This window comes from Enterococcus sp. (assembly GCF_032555305.1).
Lineage (GTDB): Bacteria > Bacillota > Bacilli > Lactobacillales > Enterococcaceae > Enterococcus_A.
Genome location: NZ_JAWGOQ010000036.1, coordinates 28,272 through 47,173 on the forward strand (window position 1 = coordinate 28,272; position 18,902 = coordinate 47,173).

The following is an 18,902-nucleotide window of genomic DNA, read 5'->3' on the forward strand; positions in this document are numbered from 1 at the left end:
ATTGATTATTGTTATAATAAGGTAACTATCATGATAGGAAGTGAGTCTGTGATACATTTAGACGTATTCACCTATTTTTTCAAGGAACTTTTCGATTTATTATTATTATTCGTCCTAATTGGAATTCTCACAAAAATAAAGAGCACAAGATTTTATGGATTGTTGATAGTACTTCTATTTCCAATTACCCTATTATCTGTTACGGATACGTTTTTAACAGGAATAGCATTAACTATTATTTTTATTCTTTTACGAGTTCCGGTATGGAAAAGAATACCAGATTGTAGAGTAAACGATTTATTTGGATTTCTTCTTTCTTTATCGTTATACGCCATTGTTCCTCTTTTTTCATCTATCATTGCAACAAGCGGTTTAAATCTTAAATTTTACGTTTCATTAAAAAATGGACCACTAGTCGCGTTGATGATGGTTGTGCTTGATTGGGTTATTTCATTAATACTAGTGATTCCATTGAAAAAGAAAGTACTGAATCACTCATTTAGTAAGGATGAAAAAAAAATCTTCACAATGCAGTTTGCTGTATTTTTAACCTTTGTCTATTTATTCGGAGATATTTTACGGAAAATGGAGGTTTTAGGTGTTTTTAGACTGATCATGGTTGGCTTTTTAGTTGCTCAGTTTTCATTCACTATTTTTCTCACCTATCTATCAATAAAAAAAAATCGAGAGAAAGTGGAATTAGAGAACCTAAAAGAGCAAATGGAAATGATGAACGCATATACTACAGATGTTGAGAAAAATTATCAAGAGTTACGTAAGTTCCGCCATGACTACAAAAACATGTTGCTTGGGTTAAAAGCTAGTGAAAATGAGTCAGGACTTAATCAAGAATATTTAGACCAAATGATGGCCTATTCATATCAAATGATCGATACTAGTGTAATGCGATTTTCGGGAATCAGTCATTTAAAAATTGCCTCGATCAAATCGTTGATTATCACCAAACTTTTACAGGCAGAGCAAGCGGGATTGACTGTAAATTTTGAATGTTTAGTTCCTATCGATATGATCAATATGGATGAGGTAAAGTTAATTCGAATACTAGGAATTTTGGTAGATAATGCGACAGAGGCAGCGAGTGATTCACAAAATAAATTCTTAACGATCCTTTTCATTGATTCTTCCGATACTATTGAAATTTCGATAGAAAATAGCTATAAAGGAAAACTACCATCCATAGCAAAAATGAGCAAAGAAGGATTCAGTAGTAAAGGGAAAGATAGAGGGTTAGGACTAGCTAATGTTCAAGAGATCCTATCAACAGCTAGACAGGCAGATGTAACCTATTTTGCGGATAATGGTTTGTTTGTTTCTACAATAACTATAAAGAAAGCGTGAATAATACTATGACACTACCGATCATTTTATGTGATGATGATACACTTTTACTATCCCACTATAAGTCCGTTATAGAAAATTGGATAATGATCAATGACTATGAGATGAAATTAGTTCTGGCGACAACGGATCCGGAAGATATTTTCCTTTTTTTAAAAAACAATAAATTCACGAATAGTCTATTCTTCTTAGATATTGATTTAGGTAAACAACTTGATGGGATTGACGTTGCACAACGGATCAGGAATGACAATGAGTTTGCAGAAATTGTTTTTATTACGTCTCATCAGGAATTGGCTTTAGAGACCCTAAAACGTCAAATAGCCCCGCTGGATTACATAATTAAAGATGAAAAAACTGAAAAGGGACAGATAGAGAAAATCTTAGACGGACGGCATACAAAAACATTTATTGATCGAGGTCCTAATGAGCGTCACTTATCATTTATGATTGGTTCAAGAAATATTAGGATTGATCTTTCGTCTATCTACTTTTTAGAAACATCAGTGACACCGCTAAGGTCATTTTATATGGTGAAAACATGATGTATGAGTTTTATGGAAAGATGAATGATTTGGAAAAGGATTATCCTGAATTAATGCGTGTTCACAAATCTTACTTAATTAATTTAAGTAAGGTAAAATCAATCGATTATAAATCACGTACCATACTTTTTCCTGAAGAGTATACATGCAGCTTTCCTTTGGCCAAAGCGAAGTTGTTAAGAAATAGCTTTAGATAATGCCAAGAGAATCAACCAGGGAAATTTTTTCAAAAAATTTGTAAGAAATGGATCACTTAAACTTTAAAAAGTCAGTGATCCATTTTCCCATTTCATGATCAAATTATTTGGTTTTGCGACAAAGCGAACAAAATATCTACTAATTTTCATACACTGAATTTATCAAATAAAAGGAGTGATTCACATGTTAAAAAAGAAACTAGTTACAAAAGAAGAGCAAAAGAAAATCAAAGGAGGGACTCCTGGAGGATTTGATTATCTTACCGCGGGTCCAAATGCTGCAAAAGGTATTCTAAATGCCATCAAAAATTATTCTAAATAGGAAAGGTCTTATTGACACCATAGACTTTGGCATTTTCTTCTGTTGAAGGCAGGATAATATCGGATCCATCAATAGCTGTGACAATATAACCATTCAATTTTGACAAACTATCATCGTATTTTTCATAGACCATAGACAAATAATCTCCCATCATTAAATGGAGTGTTTTAGGATTGAATTTCATTCGTCCGTTGTAAAAAGCGACTGTCGAAATATCTAAGGGTTTGTTTTGAGCAGTATAAAAGTTAAGAAGTTCCGAAAATTGTGAAGTACCTTTTTGCGAGAACATTTGAAGCATCAAGTTGAGTGGTATTGTTTTTCTTTTTCGCGTTAAAGCATGCGGATGTCCCTCACGGATATCTTCTAAAAAAATTGTAGGAACTTCCTCAATGAACTCATAAAAAGCGCAAAACATCATTTTCAGCACATCCTTTGTGGTTAAGTATAGCCTGAAAAGAAAAGCAGTACAAAATCGTAATACTAACGATTTTGTACTGCTTTATGAAAGTCAAGATGCTTAAGTTAATGACATTGAGATGCATTCCTTGGTTTTTTGTTTACAGATAGGTGACAAAAAATACAAATGATTCTATAAAAAAGAACACTTTACTCAAGTGCTCTTTCGTATAATCAACTTCTAGAGCCAAACATCCTTGCTAATGAAGTTACTTTTGCCCATGGTCCCAATCCTTTGAAAAATACACTTTCTAATTCATCCCAATTTTTTTGAGAAACATCATCCAACTTTAAACCATTCAAACCGATTTCTAGATTCATTTTTTGTACCATTCTGTCTAATACAGATTTAAACTGTAGTGAATGCACCTTGGAAGATGATAGCTCAGATAATGATTCTTGCAAAATCTTAAATCCATTTGAAGACTTCTCGATTGAATCTAAACTCATATTTTTCTCAATTTCTCGAAGTAAAACAAGAATATCCTCTTCAGTGTATCTTTTCATTTTTATCCTCTTCCTCCAGTAATTAATGCATTTGTAACGTTATTTACAGTTTGATTGGCAACGACATCCCATTTCACTCGACAATTACCGACTTTGACAACGCCATTAATACATTCCATGTTGTCTGTAAAAGAAACAGTTTTCTAATTTGCTCCACCTATTATTTCTTTAAGATCCATACCTTGTAAAGATTTCCGATTAATCATTTTTAAAACTTCCTTTCTTTTCTATATTTTCATTCTACGGTTATTGTTCCATGTTTTTGGCGAACTATCTTAAAATAGTTGAATTTGATCTCGAAACGATAACACTCTTTCAGACATACTGACTATTTCACTATAGTTTGTGGTTTGGCAGAAGGAGAGTGGAGCCTAAATTCGAATATAAAGGCATAGAGTTTCTTTACTTCTATATCTAAATGAACTAATTTCATAATTCGCTTTTACAGAAAAATCAACACTCATCCAATTTCAAAAATAGACTTTTTTTGAAATTATGTGGCTTTTTCTTTTCCCATTTTTTGGCGGTTCAGTCGTTGAACTGCGTATCGTTTGGCATTATAAGCTAGCTGAATAAGCAGAAGTTCTACCTCAACCACTTCAGTTTTATAATGAGTTATCTGATTTAATTTCATGTTTTCTTTCAGGTCTCCGTTTACTCGTTCAACGACACTTCGTTCGGTGTATAGTTTCTTCCATAAAATGCCCTTTGCATCCATGACAAAAAACATTTTTTCCTTGATGTTTGATAATAAAAATCAAGGGTTACTACCTTAGCTTGAGAGTGAACTTTGATTGTTTAAAGATCTGAAAACAATGCTCTTATTATTAGATTCTAGAGCCGAACTTTCTTGTTATAGTCACAATTTTTACACATGGTCTTAATGCATTAAAAACTTTTTGAAGTTCGTTCCATCGTTCTTGTGGACCTCTAAGTCAAATTTAAATTCCTTCAATCCAATTTCAATATTGATCTTCTGAATCATATTATCCAGGTAATTCTTGAATAGTAAGCCAGGTACTTTTGACATCTTAATAATCGAATCCTAAATAAATGTATAAAAGTTTTCCATGTCATTAGTAGTCAATTTTTGTATGACAAAAGGCCTATCATCATTATTGAAAGGCCTGTTTGTCATGCTTCCTCCTAGCTCTAAAAGTGAAGGAAAGGTATTCTTATTTGCACGATGTTTTTATTTATTTTTTTGACATGGGTCTACTATATTTAATAGAAACGTAACGAACCCTTTTTTAATGTGTGACGGTCTCCCAAAAGCGGTCAAGGGTGTCTAATTGCGTCAATTGACGATTGCATTGTGCACTATCGGTGCAAATGTAATTGCCTTTTTTGGTATAGGTGCCATCGCCGGAAGATTTGGTCGTTGCCAAAAAGAAGGCGACGGTACTGATTTGATTGCAGATGGCGCAATGTCCTTTTTGTACATCCGTACTAAAGCTGCCATAGACTCCGGTGAAGCGGCCATCGATCTTGCGAATCAAGTACTTGCGATTCGTTCCGCTGTCATTCCAACCTAAATAGCTCAATTCCCGAAAATCGGTCGATTCTAATTCTGGATACTGCATCTTTTTGACTTTTCGGAAGCTTTTATCGATCTGCTTAGTAGAAGGCGCGTCCATCGGAAGGACAAAGCGCTTCATTTCTTCAAATAGTTTTTCGAACTTATCTCGTGTCAGACTGGTGTCGAGAAATTGCTCCCAATAAGCCGCTAATAGAGGGTCGCGACCAAAGAATTCTTCGGTCTTTCCTTGGATCAATGTCTGCAGGGTTCCGACTGTCTGTTTGTCGTTGACTGAATGGTAGGCACTAACAAGCTCGCTGACTTGCTGTTTGCAATACCAATATTCGTTTGGTTTTAATAGATTGTTTTCTGTATTCATGATTTTCCTCGTTTCTTCTCTCTGAGGAAAATTTCTTTTCCGTCAAAGAACTAATCGTTTATTTGTTCGCTAGATAGTCCTTTGAGCGTACGATACAAGATGAATGGGTCATCATGATCTCCTCCTAATGGTGCATAATTCTTACCTTCGATAGAATAAAACATTCTTCGCGTTTCTACAAGCTTTTTCTCTTTTTTTACCATTTAATTTCAAAATAGTTGCCAAAGTAAACTAAATGTTTTATACTCGTTTTAGTTGACATAGTAAACTATTAAACGAGAGGTCGTGATACGGAGTGGACACCCATGATGTGAGAAGATTTAATCGGTACTATACGAGAATTTTAGGCGTCTTTGACCAAAAGGTTTTTGATCTGGATTATTCGATGATTGAAATGCGGATCTTAGGTGAGATCGGTCGTCACCGTAGCATCACTGCTAACGAGCTGACGAAATGTCTGAATATTAAAAAAAGCTATCTAAGCCGCAAGCTCAGTAAGCTGGAAAAAAATGAGTATATTTATAAAGAAAAAAATCCCGAAGACAGCAGAAGCCAGCACCTTTATCTTACGGAAAAAGGGCTAGAACTGAACAAATACGTGGAAGAACAGTCTGATCGCAAAGTTCTGGAGCTATTAGAACCCTTGGATGAAGCAAATTATCAGGAGCTGGTCACAGCCATGAAGACGATCGAAAATATTTTATATCAGGTCGTACCCAATGAGCTGGAAAGGAATGATGTAAAGTAAAATCTCTAAAGACTTAACGAACATAAAGTAATGATGAAAAGCACTTTCCAAATATAAAGTCAAATAGCTAAAGGAGCTGTTTAAAATGGTAGAAGTAACCATCGTCCCATTTGAAGAAAAATATACCCAAGAGGTCGTTGATCTGATCCTTCCGATCCAAAGAGACGAGTTCAACATCGATATCAGTATCGAAGATCAGCCGGATCTATTAAGAATCAAAGAAGAATATATCAATACCGGTGGAAATTTCTGGGTGGCGTTATCCGAGGGAAAAGTCGTTGGCTCGATCGCGCTCGTCAAGCTGGAAAACCATTGCGGCGCCATCAAAAAAATGTTCGCTGCCAAAGAATTTCGCGGGGAAAAGCAGGTTGGCAAGAAGCTGCTAGATACGCTGGTTGATTATTGTAAAAATCAAGGCTATGAACGCTTGTATTTAGGAACCGTTGATGTACTGAAGGCCGCACAGAAGTTTTACAAGAAAAATGATTTTCAACTGATTGATAAATCAGAAATGCCCAAAGATTACCATTTGATGGATGTCGATACGGTATTCTTTATGCGGGATTTGACGAAGGAATAAGAAGAATCACTTGATCACAGGCTTAGTTCTGTGGTCATTTTTTCATGAGAATGTATAAGATAAAAATATCGCAAAAGAAATAAGTGGTAAATCTTTGTTTTTAAATCAATGCAAATAGGAAGTTCTAATTACCAAACTGAAGCAGCTTTTTTGGAAAACGCGCAGATTCTCTGAAAAAAACCACCAACATTTTTAAACCTGCTATTCTGTTCGCTATGAAACTGATAAAATCAAGGAGAGAAAGAAAAGGAGGATGAGTAATGAGTTTGTTAGGTTCATCGATCAAAGTTGGAAATTTAGAGCTGCCCAATCGTCTTGTCATGCCGCCAATCGCAACATCGAAATCGCAGGAAGACGGCGAAGTAACTGAAGCACTGTGTGAGTATTATGCCGAAAAATCGGCAGGCGGTCATCTTGGTCTGCTGATAACGGAGCATAGCTATATTTGCCAAGAAGGAAAAGCCAACAAAGGACAACTGTCGATTTCTAAGGACAGTGACGTTGCTGGATTAACGAAGCTGGTAAAAGCCATCCATCAAAATAAGACATTGACCTTTGCACAAATCAACCATGCTGGTGCCCGAGCGAAACAAGAAATCATCGGTTGCTTGCCGAAAAGTGCCAGTGCGGCGGAGCATCCTAAATTTGCTAAAAACGGTGCGTTGCCGATTGAAATGACGCAGGAGGATATTCAAAAGGTCATAGCTGATTTTGCGGCAGCGGCATTACGAGCGAAAAAAGCGGGCTTTGATGGGGTAGAGATTCATTCGGCACATGCGTATTTGCTGACGCAGTTTTATTCGCCATTAACCAATAAACGCATTGATCAATACAATGGGCAGACGATTGAAGGCAGGATTCGACTTCATTTGGAGATCATCGAAGCGGTTCGGGAAGTGGTTGGAGCAGACTATCCGGTGGCGATCCGGCTTGGAGCAAGTGATCATACGGAAGGCGGCACAACGATCGAGGACAGCATCATCGCTGCGCAAGTCTTTGAAAAAGCCGGGATCGATTTGCTGGATATTTCTGGTGGCTTTAGTTCCTATATCAATCCTTATTCCAAGGAGCAGGGCTATTTTAGCGATCTGACCGAGGCAATCAAACAAAATGTTGAGATTCCTGTGATCCTGACGGGTGGGATCGTGGATGCATCTGTCGCGGAAAAATTATTACGAGAAGAAAAAGCCGATATGATCGGTGTCGGACGGGCAATCTTTAAGGATTCCAATTGGGCAAAGCAGGCATTTTTGGAGTTGGAGAAATAGATTGATTAAAACATATTCGTAAAGTCTTTTTGAAAAGAACTTTACAAAATTAAAGTGAACGAGCATTAAACTATTCATATGGATAGTTTAATGCTCGTTTGACTTTTTAAATCAGTAATTCATAAGGCGAGATCGCTCTTGCTTTGAAAATCATTTTCGCAATATCCTCTGGCGATTCCTCTGCGCCTTTTTTGATCCACAGCAAGATGATGGCGACGATGCTGGAAAGCAGAATTTCCTGCGCGTAATCTTCTGGAAGATTTTCTTTTTTGAATTCCAATTTCGTGGATTGGTTGATTTTTGATTCGATTAATTCGGATAATATCCCTTTAATCATCGAAACGAATTGACGATCTCCACCGGGGCTGGCAAGGGCACTAACAAAATCAAAATCCTGTTTGACATAGATCAACGCCTCTAAGATCAGCGGATAAGGGATCAGCTCCAGCGGATCATTGATATCACCTTCATCTGGTCGCAGCAAGATACTCTTCAAATCATCCATGGTTTCCTTTTCCAGCTTTTCCATCAAATCGTACTTGTCTATGTAATGGGTATAAAATGTGCCGCGATTGATCCCGGCTTCGCGAGCGATCTCCATTACCGTCAAGCCTTCGAAACCTTTTTCATGGATCAAATGCGTGAAGGCTTGCTTGATCGCTTGTTTACTGGCGGTTTTTCTCTTTTTTACCATCGTGATCCTCCTTAAATTAACAGAACAGGGCAAAGTGTATATTGTTTTGACTTCACTTTAATTCTATACTAATTTCATTATTCAATCAACACGTTGTTGAATTAAGGAGGAAGTATTGATGAGTTACATTGAAATGGTCCACAATTACAAAAGCTATCAGACAGGAGAAACGGAGATTTTAGCGAACAAGGATGTTAATTTCCAAGTAGAAAAAGGGGAATTGGCGATCGTTCTGGGACCTTCTGGTGCGGGAAAATCCACCGTTTTAAATATTCTGGGAGGAATGGACAAAAACACGAAGGGACAGGTGATCATCGATGGGAACAACATCGCTGAGTATTCAGCGAACCAGCTTACCGATTATCGTCGGGAAAGCGTGGGATTTGTGTTCCAATTTTATAATCTGGTTCCAAATTTAACGGCAAAGGAAAATGTAGAGTTAGCTTCTGAGATCGTTGAGGATGCCACTGATCCTCAGCAAGTCTTGGAAGAAGTCGGCTTGAAGGATCGGATCGATAATTTTCCTGCCCAATTATCCGGCGGTGAGCAGCAGCGGGTCGCGATTGCACGGGCCGTCGCGAAAAATCCGAAAATATTGCTATGTGATGAACCGACTGGCGCTTTAGATTATCAAACAGGCAAGCAGGTTCTGCAAATTCTTCAGGATATGAGTCGTGAAAAAGGTTCGACTGTTGTGATTGTGACCCATAACGCAGCGCTGGCTCCGATCGCTGACCGGGTCATTCGCATGCATGACGCGCAGGTCAAAGAAATCACAGTCAATCAAAATCCGAAGCAAATTTCAGAAATCGAATGGTAGGTGGAGAAGATGATCAAGAAGAAAGCATTATGGAAGGACATTTTCCGTTCTTTTAAGCATTCTAAGGGCCGCTTCATCTCAATCCTGCTGTTGATGATGATCAGCTCCTTCGCTTTGGTGGGCTTGAAGGTGACCGGTCCGGATATGCGAGAAACGGGTAGAGAATATTTTACGAAATTGAATATGTCCGATGTCTCGGTGATCGGCAGCTATGGACTTGATGACTCGGATCGCGAAGCTCTGGAAAAGACAGACGGGATACGCCAAATCGAATATGGCTACTTGAAGGATGTTACCAAGCAGGACTCGACCGATAGCTTTCGGATATTCTCGAACACGGAGGACATTTCGACATATAAGGTAGAAAAAGGCCGGATGCCGAAAAAAACGAAAGAGATCGCGCTGGATGCCAAGTTTGATGATAAATACAAGCTTGGCGATACAATCACTTTCTCTGAAAAAGCGGATATCACAGGTTCGAAGATTCTGAAAAATGAGAGCTACAAGATTGTCGGTTTTGTCCATTCCTCAGAAGTCGTCTCCTCGCTTAATCGTGGCCAATCAACGGCAGGAACAGGAGAACTGACCGGCTTCGGGGTAGTAAACAAAGAAAATTTTGATTCTCCTTACTATATGGTTGCTCGAATGACCTTCAAAGATACGAAAAATTTAGATCCTTATTCGAAAGAATATACCAACAAGGTTCAAGCTCATAAGGATGCTATCGATGCGCAGTTGAAGGGTCAGCCTGAGAAACGGTTAAGCACGATCAAAACAGAGTTTCAAACAAAGATCAATGACACCAAACGTCAAATGAATGACGCTAGAAGACAAATATCAGAAGGCCAGCAGCAACTGGATGCAGGCAAAGCGCAGTTGGACTCGGCACGCCAAGAGCTGACGATCCAAAAACAACAGCTGGAGCAGGCACCTTCCGTTCCTGAAGCAGCGAAGACACAGCTTGCTGCGGCAGAACAGGAGCTGGAGCAAAAAGAAGCTGACTATCAAAACCAGCTGAATCAGTTTGAAGCTAAGAAAAGTGACGCGCAAAAAAAACTGAATAACAGCGACAGCAAAATTCAAGAAGCACAAACTACATTGAATCAGCTGAAACAGCCGGTTTACTCGGTGAATAATCGACGGGAGGCGCCAGGCTCGGAAGGCTATAAAATCTACAACAGTATTTCTAGTATTGTGGATGCTTTGGCTAATGTTTTCCCGGTTTTCCTATTTCTGGTGGCGGCACTAGTAACCTTTACGACGATGGGGCGGTTTGTTGAGGAGGAACGAAAAAACGCTGGGGCCCTCAAAGCATTGGGCTATACAGATAGGGATATTCATAAAAAGTTTGTCGTCTATGGTTTGAGTTCAAGTATGATCGGTTCTATCCTTGGGATCATTTTAGGGCACACCCTGCTGCCAATGATCGTCTATAATACTTATCAAGACGGCTTTGATGTTCCGAAGATCACATTGGGATTTCACTGGGAAATTTCTCTGATCGCAATTGCCTTAGCCTTCATCAGTGCTGTGATCCCAGCCTTGATCTCAGCGAATAAAGAATTGAGAGAACAGCCTGCGGATCTGCTACTGCCAAAGGTTCCGGCTAGCGGATCACGGATTTTATTGGAAAGAATCCCATTCATCTGGAATCACTTGAGCTTTACTCACAAGGTAACCGCTCGGAATCTTTTCCGCTATAAGAAACGCATGCTGATGACGATCTTTGGAGTCGCTGGTTCGGTTACTTTGCTGTTCGCCGGATTTAGTGTCCAACATTCGATTGAAGGGATCAATGATCGTCAATTCGGCGAGCTGATCCGCTATGATATGATCGTGGCAGAATCAGATGCTCTCACCGCAAATCAGAAGGACAAGATCAAGGAACAGCTATCTGACTCGGCGGTGGAGGAGTACACATCGGTCCACTATGAAACCTTGACCAAAGTCGCTGGAGCAGATAAGGATACGCAGGAGATTAAATTGATTGTGCCAGAGAAAACCCAAGGCTTTGATGACTACATCCATTTGAATGAACGAAAGACCAATAAAACCATCCATCTGACAGATGATGGTGTGGTCATTACTGAACGACTCGCCAAGCTATTAGATGTGAAGGCCGGTGACACGATCAAAGTGAAGGATGCCGAAAACAAGAATCGAACCATGAAGGTAGAAGGAATCACTGAGATGTATATGGGACACTTCATGTTCATGAACAAGCAGGAATACCAATCTGTCTTTAAGGACGATTTCCATACCAATGCCTCATTGGTTAATCTAAAGAATCCTTCAGAAAAAAATACGAAGAAAGAAGCCGCGAAATTTATTGATCTGGCAGGCGTCGCGGGGGTGGTGCAAAACACGACGATGACCAGCCAAATCGATGTTATCGTCACCTCGCTAAATAAGATCATGGAAGTGCTCGTACTAGTCGCCGTACTTTTAGCTGTTGTGATCCTCTATAATCTGACGAATATCAATGTGTCGGAACGGATTCGTGAGTTGTCTACTATAAAAGTGTTGGGCTTTTACGATAAGGAGGTCACTTTGTATATTTATCGCGAGACGATGCTACTGACGGCTATTGGGATCGTGGTCGGCTTCGGACTAGGGGAGTGGCTGCATCAATTCATCCTGACCTCCGTTCCGCCAAACGACGCGATGTTCAATCCCGCGCTTTCAAGTATCAGCTTCCTCGTGCCGACGGTGATCATCGTAATCGTGACGATCCTGTTAGGCTTTATCATTAATCGCCGCTTGAAAAATGTCGATATGCTGGAGGCGTTGAAATCGGTGGATTAGTTGAAGTGAACGACGATTCTATTAAATTCACTCTTTATCAGAAGCTATTTCTGGTAAAGAGTTTTTTTGGTGGAAAGGACTATTTCTTGCTTGACATATGAACGAACGTTCATATATAATCTAATCAAACACATGAATGGTTATTCATATGTAGAATGGATCGAGGAAAAGAGGAGAGTTTTATGGATAAAGTCAGTTTGAAGCTGCACAAAAACGAAACAGATCATGAACATGCTCATAATCATGGAGAAAAAGTTGCGATCATTCTATTCTTTGTTGGGCTGGCGGCTTTTCTACTGGGATTTCTTTTGGAAGGAAACCGCCTTTATTCAAATGCTGCTTTTATCGTCGCTGTGATTACCGCGGGGTACCATATTATTCTTGAAGGTGTTGGCGATACGATCAACAATTCCCGCAGGGCCAAAAAATTTCAACCAAATGTTCATTTTTTGATGGCTTTGGCAGCTGCCGGAGCGATTGTGATTGGCAAGTACGAAGAAGCTGCGATGCTGATCGTGATTTTTGCAGCGGCGCATTTCTTGGAAGATTACGTTGATGGAAAAAGTAAAAAGGAAATCACCAATTTATTGAATCTGAATCCGACTGAAGCCCGAATCATTTATCCTGATGGCAGTACTAAAGTCGTTCCCGTTGATGAGGTAAAAGTCGGCGATACATTGCAGGTTCTAAACGGCGCTCAGGTGCCAACGGATGGAGTGATTTTAACCGGGACGACTGCGATTGACGAATCATCTATCAATGGCGAGAGTATTCCTAAAGAAAAAACAGTCGGCGATGAAGTCTATGGCAGCACGATCAACGGTTCCGGCACCTTTACGATGAAGGTTACGAAGGATAGTTCGGAAACCGTCTTTTCAAAAATCTTGCAGCTGGTGAATCAGTCCCAAGAGAGTCTGACCAAGACAGCCACGCTGATCCAACGCTTGGAACCGAAATATGTGACGATCGTCTTAGCCTTGTTTCCATTCGTGTTACTTGCTGGACCGTACATTTTTGGTTGGAGCTGGGATTTGAGTTTATACAGAAGTATGGTTTATCTGATTTCCGTTTCACCCTGTGCCCTTGCCGCAAGTGCTGTACCCACAACCTTAGCGACAATCTCCAATTTGTCTAAAAAAGGTGTACTGGTAAAAGGAGGCGCTTATCTGTCAAAACTGCAAGGTCTAAAAGCCATTTCCTTCGATAAAACCGGCACGTTGACTAATGGCAAACCCGTAGTTACTGACTACGTTTTCGAACAAGGCTTGAATCGAGACGAGCTTATTGACTTGGTCGTTGCGATGGAAAAACAATCGAACCACCCATTAGCAACTGCGATCATCAATAAGTTCCCCGATACGCAGGAGTTTACGCTTGAAGTAGAAAATCAAGTAGGACGCGGGCCGTCGACTAATTATGCGAATAACAGCTATCGCATCGGCAAACCAGCCTCCTTTGAAAAAGTTTCCTTCATCTATAAAGAAAAGGAAAAGCAATTCTCGGCAGAAGGCAAGACCGTTGTATTTATTGGAAAAAATGAAGCAGTGATCGGCTTGATCGCCTTGATGGACGTACCTAATCAGTACGCCAAAGATGCCATCGCCTACTTCAAAGAAGCTGGACTGCACACGACCATGATCACTGGGGATGCGAAGTTGACTGGTGAAGCAGTCGGAAAACAAATTGGCGTGGATGAAGTCGTAGCCAACGTGATGCCGGAAGACAAAGCTGCGATTGTCAAAGAGCAGCAAGCAAAATACGGCTCAACCGCCATGCTGGGGGATGGAATCAATGACGCGCCTGCACTCGTTACCGCGGATGTCGGTATCGCGATGGGTGATGGAACAGATGTGGCGATGGATGTCGCTGATCTAGTCCTAATGAAAAATGACCTATCCAAGCTTGTTTACGCTCATAAGCTAAGTAAGAAAATGGATAAAATCACATGGCAGAACATCGCTTTTTCAATGGTTGTCGTACTAACCTTAGTTACATTGAATTTTCTCGGCAAGATGGATATTACGATCGGTGTGATCATGCATGAAGGCAGTACGATTTTGGTTATTCTGAATGCGTTGAGAATGCTGAAGATACCGAAGAAGTTTCTATAATTTATAGAAAACATTTAAAAGAGGACTTTGAATGTAACTCTGGGGTTCTTCAAAGCTTCAAATTGTACGAAGCAGGAGTTTTAGGAGAAATAACTTCTCGAAACAATCGTACAGTCTTTTTGAAAAGAACTTTACGAATGAAAAGCTAGACGCTCATATTACTTTCTATTTGGAAAGTTTATGGGCGTTTCGCTTTTGTTAGGTTCCTGCATTTGAAAAAGCCGCGACCGATCTAGAATCCCAATATTCGAAGATAGTCTTTCTTTTCCGGGAGCACTCGAGTAGCCTCCATCACATCGTCGACGATCTCATAAAAATGATGTGCTGCTCAACGAGGTAGAAGCGGATGTTCGTTGGGGCTGCTATTTTGCTTTCTAATGATTGATCAAGTAAAGGAGTTGCCTGCAAGAACTCAAAAGCAGAGTAGACTTTGTCTAAAAAGCTTAGCACGGTAGACTCGTACGCTCCAAATTGCTGCATGTAGAAAATGATATCTGATAAATCTCTTTCGATTTGAGGAGATAGATGCAGTTTATTTTTTTTTTCATTCATTCGAGCCTTTAGCTGGTCTAAGGATAAAGGGCCGTCATCCTTCAACGCTTGTTTTCCTTTGTGCAATTCTTCAAACAAGGTCAGAGTAGCCTTCATCTTTTGATACTCCTCATAATCGCTTACGACATACTTAGCCCGACCATTTTTTGTTAGAATCATCTCTTGACCAGCTTTCACATTGGCTAAAGTCTGATTATACGATCTCATATCTGAAACAGGTACAATATTTTCCATCATAATCATCTCCTTATCACTAAATTTAACATGCTTTACTTAAAATTTTAAGTAAACTAATCAGTTTACTGGGAGAACTATTTACTTTGACCAACATTTAGTGGAGTTGATGTGATCATGCACGAAGGTAGTACGATTTTGGTTATTCTGAATGCGTTGAGAATGTTGAAGACACCGAAGAAGTTTCTATAATTTATAGCGAGGCTCCTTGAACCTACACTCAAAAAGATTCTGAGTGTAGGTTTTTTGTATGTTCACACTATTATCAATGGTTTTGAAGCTTGTCACTATTCTGACAACTATTACAAAGAAAGCGATGATAAACTAATTTTGTAGCCGGTTGCAGAAAGGGTGAATGATATGAAAAAGATTAGACTTATGAGTACGATGTGTTTATTTTGGGTTGCGGGTAATTTAATGTTCACAACAGAAGTGTACGGTGAAGACAATCAAGGGGAGAATACTGTCCAGCAAGAGACGAAGGTAGATGATAAGGAGCAATTAAATGAGCAGTATGAATCGGATAATCGGAAAAAAACCATGAGCTTTGAGGAGTATGAAAATTTCCGCAAAACAATTTCTAGTCAAAATAATTCTGAATATAATCGACAGGGTTCTCCAGAACTGAAAGCTAATCTTGCAGCGACCAGTGTACGGGATCAGATTGTTGCTGAGGCTAAGAAACACTTAGGAAAACCATATACTCAAACCAATCCGACGAGATTAGGACCCAATGCATTTGACTGCTCAGGCTTGGCCTACTATGTCTATAAAACTGTGACAGGGAAAGATATTAAGAATGTCACGTGGGAACAGGAGTATTCAGGTGACATGATAAGCGTTGCAGAAGCAAAACCCGGAGATTTATATTTTTGGGGAGCTCGCGGAAACACTTATCACGTAGCAATCTGTATTGGTAATAACCAATACGTGCATGCCCCAGATTTTGGTAAAACAGTTGAGATTTCTCCTATTTGGGACGAATTTAGACCAAGCTTCGCTGTCAGAATTTTACCAGACACTCCAGTTCAAAAATTCAAAGTAAACGACCGTGTGAAAATCAAGAAAACCGCCACTCATTGGGTGGGAAGCGGAAAACTTTCTGACTATGATTATACTAGAGTGCTGATTGTTGAGGAGTATCAAAGTAACGGAGTCAAATTACGCATACCTGGAGAATGGGCAGGCATAATTAAAGAAGCAGATTTGGAAAAAGCAACTCCAGCCTTCAAAAAAGGTGACTACGTTAAGATTAAAAGAACAGCGACTAAATGGGTGGGCAGTTCAAATCTTGCTGAAGAGGACTACCAAAGGACCCATATTGTTGAGGGCATCAATTCAAACGGCGCCATTACGATTCGGATACCGGGATCTTGGGCGGGCAATATTCGCGAAGAGGATCTTGAAAGGGATATTTCCAAAGCTGATTTTAAGGTGGGGACCAATGTTTCCTTTGGCATGAGTGCCCTTAAGTGGATCGGCAGTTCAACTATTAGTTACGACGATATGATGAGACCTTATAAAATTTCCAAAGTAAATGATGACGGGACATTCTATGTTCGAACATTAGATGATGCGTGGGGTGGCAATATATCAATTAATGACATGATGCTAAAAAGATCCAATAGTATTGGTACAAATGATGTAGTGAAATTACGTGCAGCAGCGACTAATTGGGCAGATGGAAAGCCAATCAATATTGAGAACAAGACTACTCGTTCCTTTATCGTAAAAGAACGCAAGGATAATAAACTTCATATCTATTCAGATGCGGCATCAGGCTGGTCAGCATGGCTCTATGATTGGGATGCTGTGCTAGAAAGAAAACACAAAACGACACCTGAGACTGATTACAATAAAAAATATGTAGTGATGAATCAAAATTCTTCTGTTTGGAACGCGTACAAAGGGGTTTCTTCAAATGTAAAAATCTCTTTGAATGAATATGATTCGGTCTATAAAGTTGTCGATAAAAACAGTGAAGCCACAAAAATTCAATCGGTAGCTGATTCATCAATTTTTGGATGGGTCTACAACAATCAAGTAAGTGCCGCGCCTAATAACACGTTCGCACGTGGAGACAAGGTAAAACTGAAAAGCTCTGCATCCAGATGGGCAAGTGGTGAAACGATCAATATCGATAACAAAACAACCAGAACCTTCCTAATCAAAGAAAGAAAAGACAATCAATTACTGCTTTACTCTGATGCAGGTTGGCAAGCATGGGCTTATGATTGGGATGTTGCGAAATAGTTTTATCACAAGGGGCTCGAGTTTTTCGAGCCTCTTTTCTTGCATATAAAACTCCCAACTGTTCTTTAGATTACTCTAAAGGTTCCCTTTCAATGGGTAGTTCTTTTCTATATTGCTTTTCTAACTGTATTCAAAGTTATTCGCCCTTGTTCTAGATTACACAAAAAAGAATCTCCCCCTTAATCACAATCAGTTAGTCTTAAAAGAAACGTTCTGAAAATGAGTGTACTAAAACCACTTGTTCGATCTGAAGATTTAGCACAGCTGGCTATTAAAAAAATGGACACAAGGGTCATTATACTGTAATGACAATAATTCAGTATTTTTTATCTAGTGTTTAAACATAGCCGAGATAGAACTACCGCTTATTCTGTTGGTTTATAGTGCCAAGCGCTATGTAATTCAACGACTGAATCATAAAATGCGGATAATCGTATACTATCAAAAAGTATCCTTTTGAAATTAGATGAGTGTAGATTTTTGGACTGTTGAAAAAACTTGAAAATAGTAAGAGGATCATAAAAGGAGAATCCTTTTGCAGGGATGTTTTTTACTTGTCTGGAGTTTTTGCTTGGGTCAGTGTGATCAAAAGTCTTTGTGGGATTCAAACTTTATTCTTTCGTTTGAGCTGTTTCTGGAAACGAGATTTACAAGTATCTTGTTTATTTTAGCAAAAAACATGAATCGGTTATTAATCCTATTTCAAAAACGGATTCCGACTTGCTTTAAATGATAGAATTCATGTAGTTTAGGGATTTTGAAGCTCGGCTCATTAAGGAGGAAAACGATGATAGGTAGTATCGCAGGTCTATTAACAACGATTGCATTTGTACCTCAAGTAATAAAAATATTAAAAACCAAGGATACTCGGTCAATTGCTTTTGAAACCTGTCTTTTACAAGTAGTAGGTATTTTTCTATGGATTATTCATGGCATCGTGCAGTCAGATACGGCAATCATCATAGCCAATGGAGTGACGCTGTGTTTGACCAGTACTATTTTAGTTTGTAAGCTCTCTTCAATAAAACGTAAATCAGGAGTTATGGCTGATACTGTTGATGACGAATAATTTCTTTTAGAGAACAAGCTTACCAAAAACCGTAAGTTACTCGATGTTATCGAAAAGAAAAGGTGAGTTTTTCAGTATACAATTAGGAAATGATCGTTGTAAAACATGGAAATAGCAATGGAAGATCGCGAGCGGATAGTCTTGCGATCTTTTTTTCTTACATAATGGAACAGTTATTTAAAGAATGTCTGCCTGATCTTCATCGTTTAGAACATTTTGCTCCTATATTTCTTAAGAAATGACGCTGAAGTTGCCAGCAAAGTAAATTTTATTATTAAATTAGAATTAATCTACTTTTTAATTTCACGTTAAAATTCTGAACTTGAAAACGGTTTTCGAAAAGCGTATGTTATTTTTGTAAAGCTAAGAAACAGATCAGGGTTTCACGTGGTGACCGGCCATCATCCACGATTGAAAAAAATAAGAGTACAACTTAAATAAGCAACTTGAAAAGGAGAAAGAGTTTATGAAAGAACACGGATTA

At 39.1% G+C, this 18,902-nt stretch carries 18 protein-coding genes; 12 read left to right on the forward strand and 6 right to left on the reverse strand.

All coding sequences use genetic code 11. The features are described 5' to 3' along the window. Positions 1–48: 48 nt before the first annotated feature. The 4 genes from E6139_RS20015 (at position 49) to E6139_RS20030 (ending at position 2,423) form a co-directional block, all read left to right on the forward strand. Positions 49–1,359: a GHKL domain-containing protein gene (locus tag E6139_RS20015; RefSeq protein ID WP_316405307.1), complete on the forward strand. Its 1,311-nt coding sequence runs from the start codon at positions 49–51 to the stop codon at positions 1,357–1,359. 8 nt (positions 1,360–1,367) lie between these two features. Further along, positions 1,368–1,904 carry a response regulator gene (locus E6139_RS20020; protein ID WP_316405308.1) on the forward strand — a complete coding sequence of 179 codons (537 nt, stop codon included), beginning with the start codon at positions 1,368–1,370 and terminating at the stop codon, positions 1,902–1,904. A gap of 20 nt (positions 1,905–1,924) precedes the next feature. Further along, positions 1,925–2,101 carry a LytTR family transcriptional regulator DNA-binding domain-containing protein gene (locus E6139_RS20025; protein ID WP_316405325.1) on the forward strand — a complete coding sequence of 59 codons (177 nt, stop codon included), beginning with the start codon at positions 1,925–1,927 and terminating at the stop codon, positions 2,099–2,101. A 184-nt stretch (positions 2,102–2,285) separates the two neighbouring features. Beyond that, positions 2,286–2,423, forward strand: coding sequence for a hypothetical protein (locus tag E6139_RS20030; protein ID WP_316405309.1), 138 nt, complete (start codon positions 2,286–2,288; stop codon positions 2,421–2,423). On the opposite strand, the gene E6139_RS20035 is transcribed toward E6139_RS20030, so the two are convergent. From E6139_RS20035 to E6139_RS20050, 4 genes are all read right to left on the reverse strand, one after another. Then, positions 2,416–2,838: a hypothetical protein gene (locus E6139_RS20035; RefSeq protein ID WP_316405310.1), complete on the reverse strand. Its 423-nt coding sequence runs from the start codon at positions 2,836–2,838 to the stop codon at positions 2,416–2,418. The two genes, E6139_RS20030 and E6139_RS20035, sit on opposite strands and share 8 nt — an antisense overlap. A gap of 215 nt (positions 2,839–3,053) precedes the next feature. After that, positions 3,054–3,386 carry a hypothetical protein gene (locus tag E6139_RS20040; protein WP_316405311.1) on the reverse strand — a complete coding sequence of 111 codons (333 nt, stop codon included), beginning with the start codon at positions 3,384–3,386 and terminating at the stop codon, positions 3,054–3,056. A gap of 493 nt (positions 3,387–3,879) precedes the next feature. Continuing rightward, positions 3,880–4,116, reverse strand: a complete 237-nt coding sequence (locus E6139_RS20045; protein ID WP_316405312.1) for a transposase — start codon at positions 4,114–4,116, stop codon at positions 3,880–3,882. A 520-nt stretch (positions 4,117–4,636) separates the two neighbouring features. Next, a complete protein-coding gene (locus E6139_RS20050) occupies positions 4,637–5,284 on the reverse strand; it encodes a FusB/FusC family EF-G-binding protein (protein ID WP_316405313.1) in 648 nt (215 codons plus the stop codon). 310 nt (positions 5,285–5,594) lie between these two features. Here E6139_RS20050 and E6139_RS20055 point away from each other — a divergent pair, with 310 nt between their 5' ends. The 3 genes from E6139_RS20055 (at position 5,595) to E6139_RS20065 (ending at position 7,880) form a co-directional block, all read left to right on the forward strand. Continuing rightward, positions 5,595–6,032 (forward strand): MarR family winged helix-turn-helix transcriptional regulator, encoded by a 438-nt coding sequence (locus E6139_RS20055; RefSeq protein ID WP_316405314.1) that lies wholly within the window; start codon positions 5,595–5,597, stop codon positions 6,030–6,032. Between the two features lie 85 nt (positions 6,033–6,117). Further along, positions 6,118–6,612: a GNAT family N-acetyltransferase gene (locus E6139_RS20060; protein ID WP_316405315.1), complete on the forward strand. Its 495-nt coding sequence runs from the start codon at positions 6,118–6,120 to the stop codon at positions 6,610–6,612. A gap of 260 nt (positions 6,613–6,872) precedes the next feature. Beyond that, positions 6,873–7,880: an NADH:flavin oxidoreductase gene (locus tag E6139_RS20065; protein WP_316405316.1), complete on the forward strand. Its 1,008-nt coding sequence runs from the start codon at positions 6,873–6,875 to the stop codon at positions 7,878–7,880. Between the two features lie 106 nt (positions 7,881–7,986). On the opposite strand, the gene E6139_RS20070 is transcribed toward E6139_RS20065, so the two are convergent. After that, positions 7,987–8,574 (reverse strand): TetR/AcrR family transcriptional regulator, encoded by a 588-nt coding sequence (locus E6139_RS20070; protein WP_316405317.1) that lies wholly within the window; start codon positions 8,572–8,574, stop codon positions 7,987–7,989. 118 nt (positions 8,575–8,692) lie between these two features. Here E6139_RS20070 and E6139_RS20075 point away from each other — a divergent pair, with 118 nt between their 5' ends. The 3 genes from E6139_RS20075 (at position 8,693) to E6139_RS20085 (ending at position 14,310) form a co-directional block, all read left to right on the forward strand. After that, entirely contained in the window at positions 8,693–9,394 is a 702-nt protein-coding gene (locus E6139_RS20075) for an ABC transporter ATP-binding protein (protein ID WP_316405318.1), read from the forward strand. A 9-nt stretch (positions 9,395–9,403) separates the two neighbouring features. Further along, a complete protein-coding gene (locus E6139_RS20080) occupies positions 9,404–12,199 on the forward strand; it encodes an FtsX-like permease family protein (protein WP_316405319.1) in 2,796 nt (931 codons plus the stop codon). A 182-nt stretch (positions 12,200–12,381) separates the two neighbouring features. Then, positions 12,382–14,310: a heavy metal translocating P-type ATPase gene (locus E6139_RS20085; RefSeq protein WP_316405320.1), complete on the forward strand. Its 1,929-nt coding sequence runs from the start codon at positions 12,382–12,384 to the stop codon at positions 14,308–14,310. 291 nt (positions 14,311–14,601) lie between these two features. Here the strand turns inward: E6139_RS20085 and E6139_RS20090 are convergent, their stop codons facing one another. After that, on the reverse strand, positions 14,602–15,096 hold the full coding sequence (locus E6139_RS20090; protein ID WP_316405321.1) for a hypothetical protein: 495 nt from the start codon (positions 15,094–15,096) through the stop codon (positions 14,602–14,604). A 360-nt stretch (positions 15,097–15,456) separates the two neighbouring features. On the opposite strand from E6139_RS20090, the gene E6139_RS20095 reads away from it, so the two are divergent. Both E6139_RS20095 and E6139_RS20100 read left to right on the forward strand, forming a co-directional pair. Continuing rightward, entirely contained in the window at positions 15,457–17,349 is a 1,893-nt protein-coding gene (locus E6139_RS20095; RefSeq protein WP_316405322.1) for a C40 family peptidase, read from the forward strand. 787 nt (positions 17,350–18,136) lie between these two features. Beyond that, on the forward strand, positions 18,137–18,418 hold the full coding sequence (locus tag E6139_RS20100) for a SemiSWEET transporter (protein WP_316405323.1): 282 nt from the start codon (positions 18,137–18,139) through the stop codon (positions 18,416–18,418). Positions 18,419–18,902: the final 484 nt, after the last annotated feature.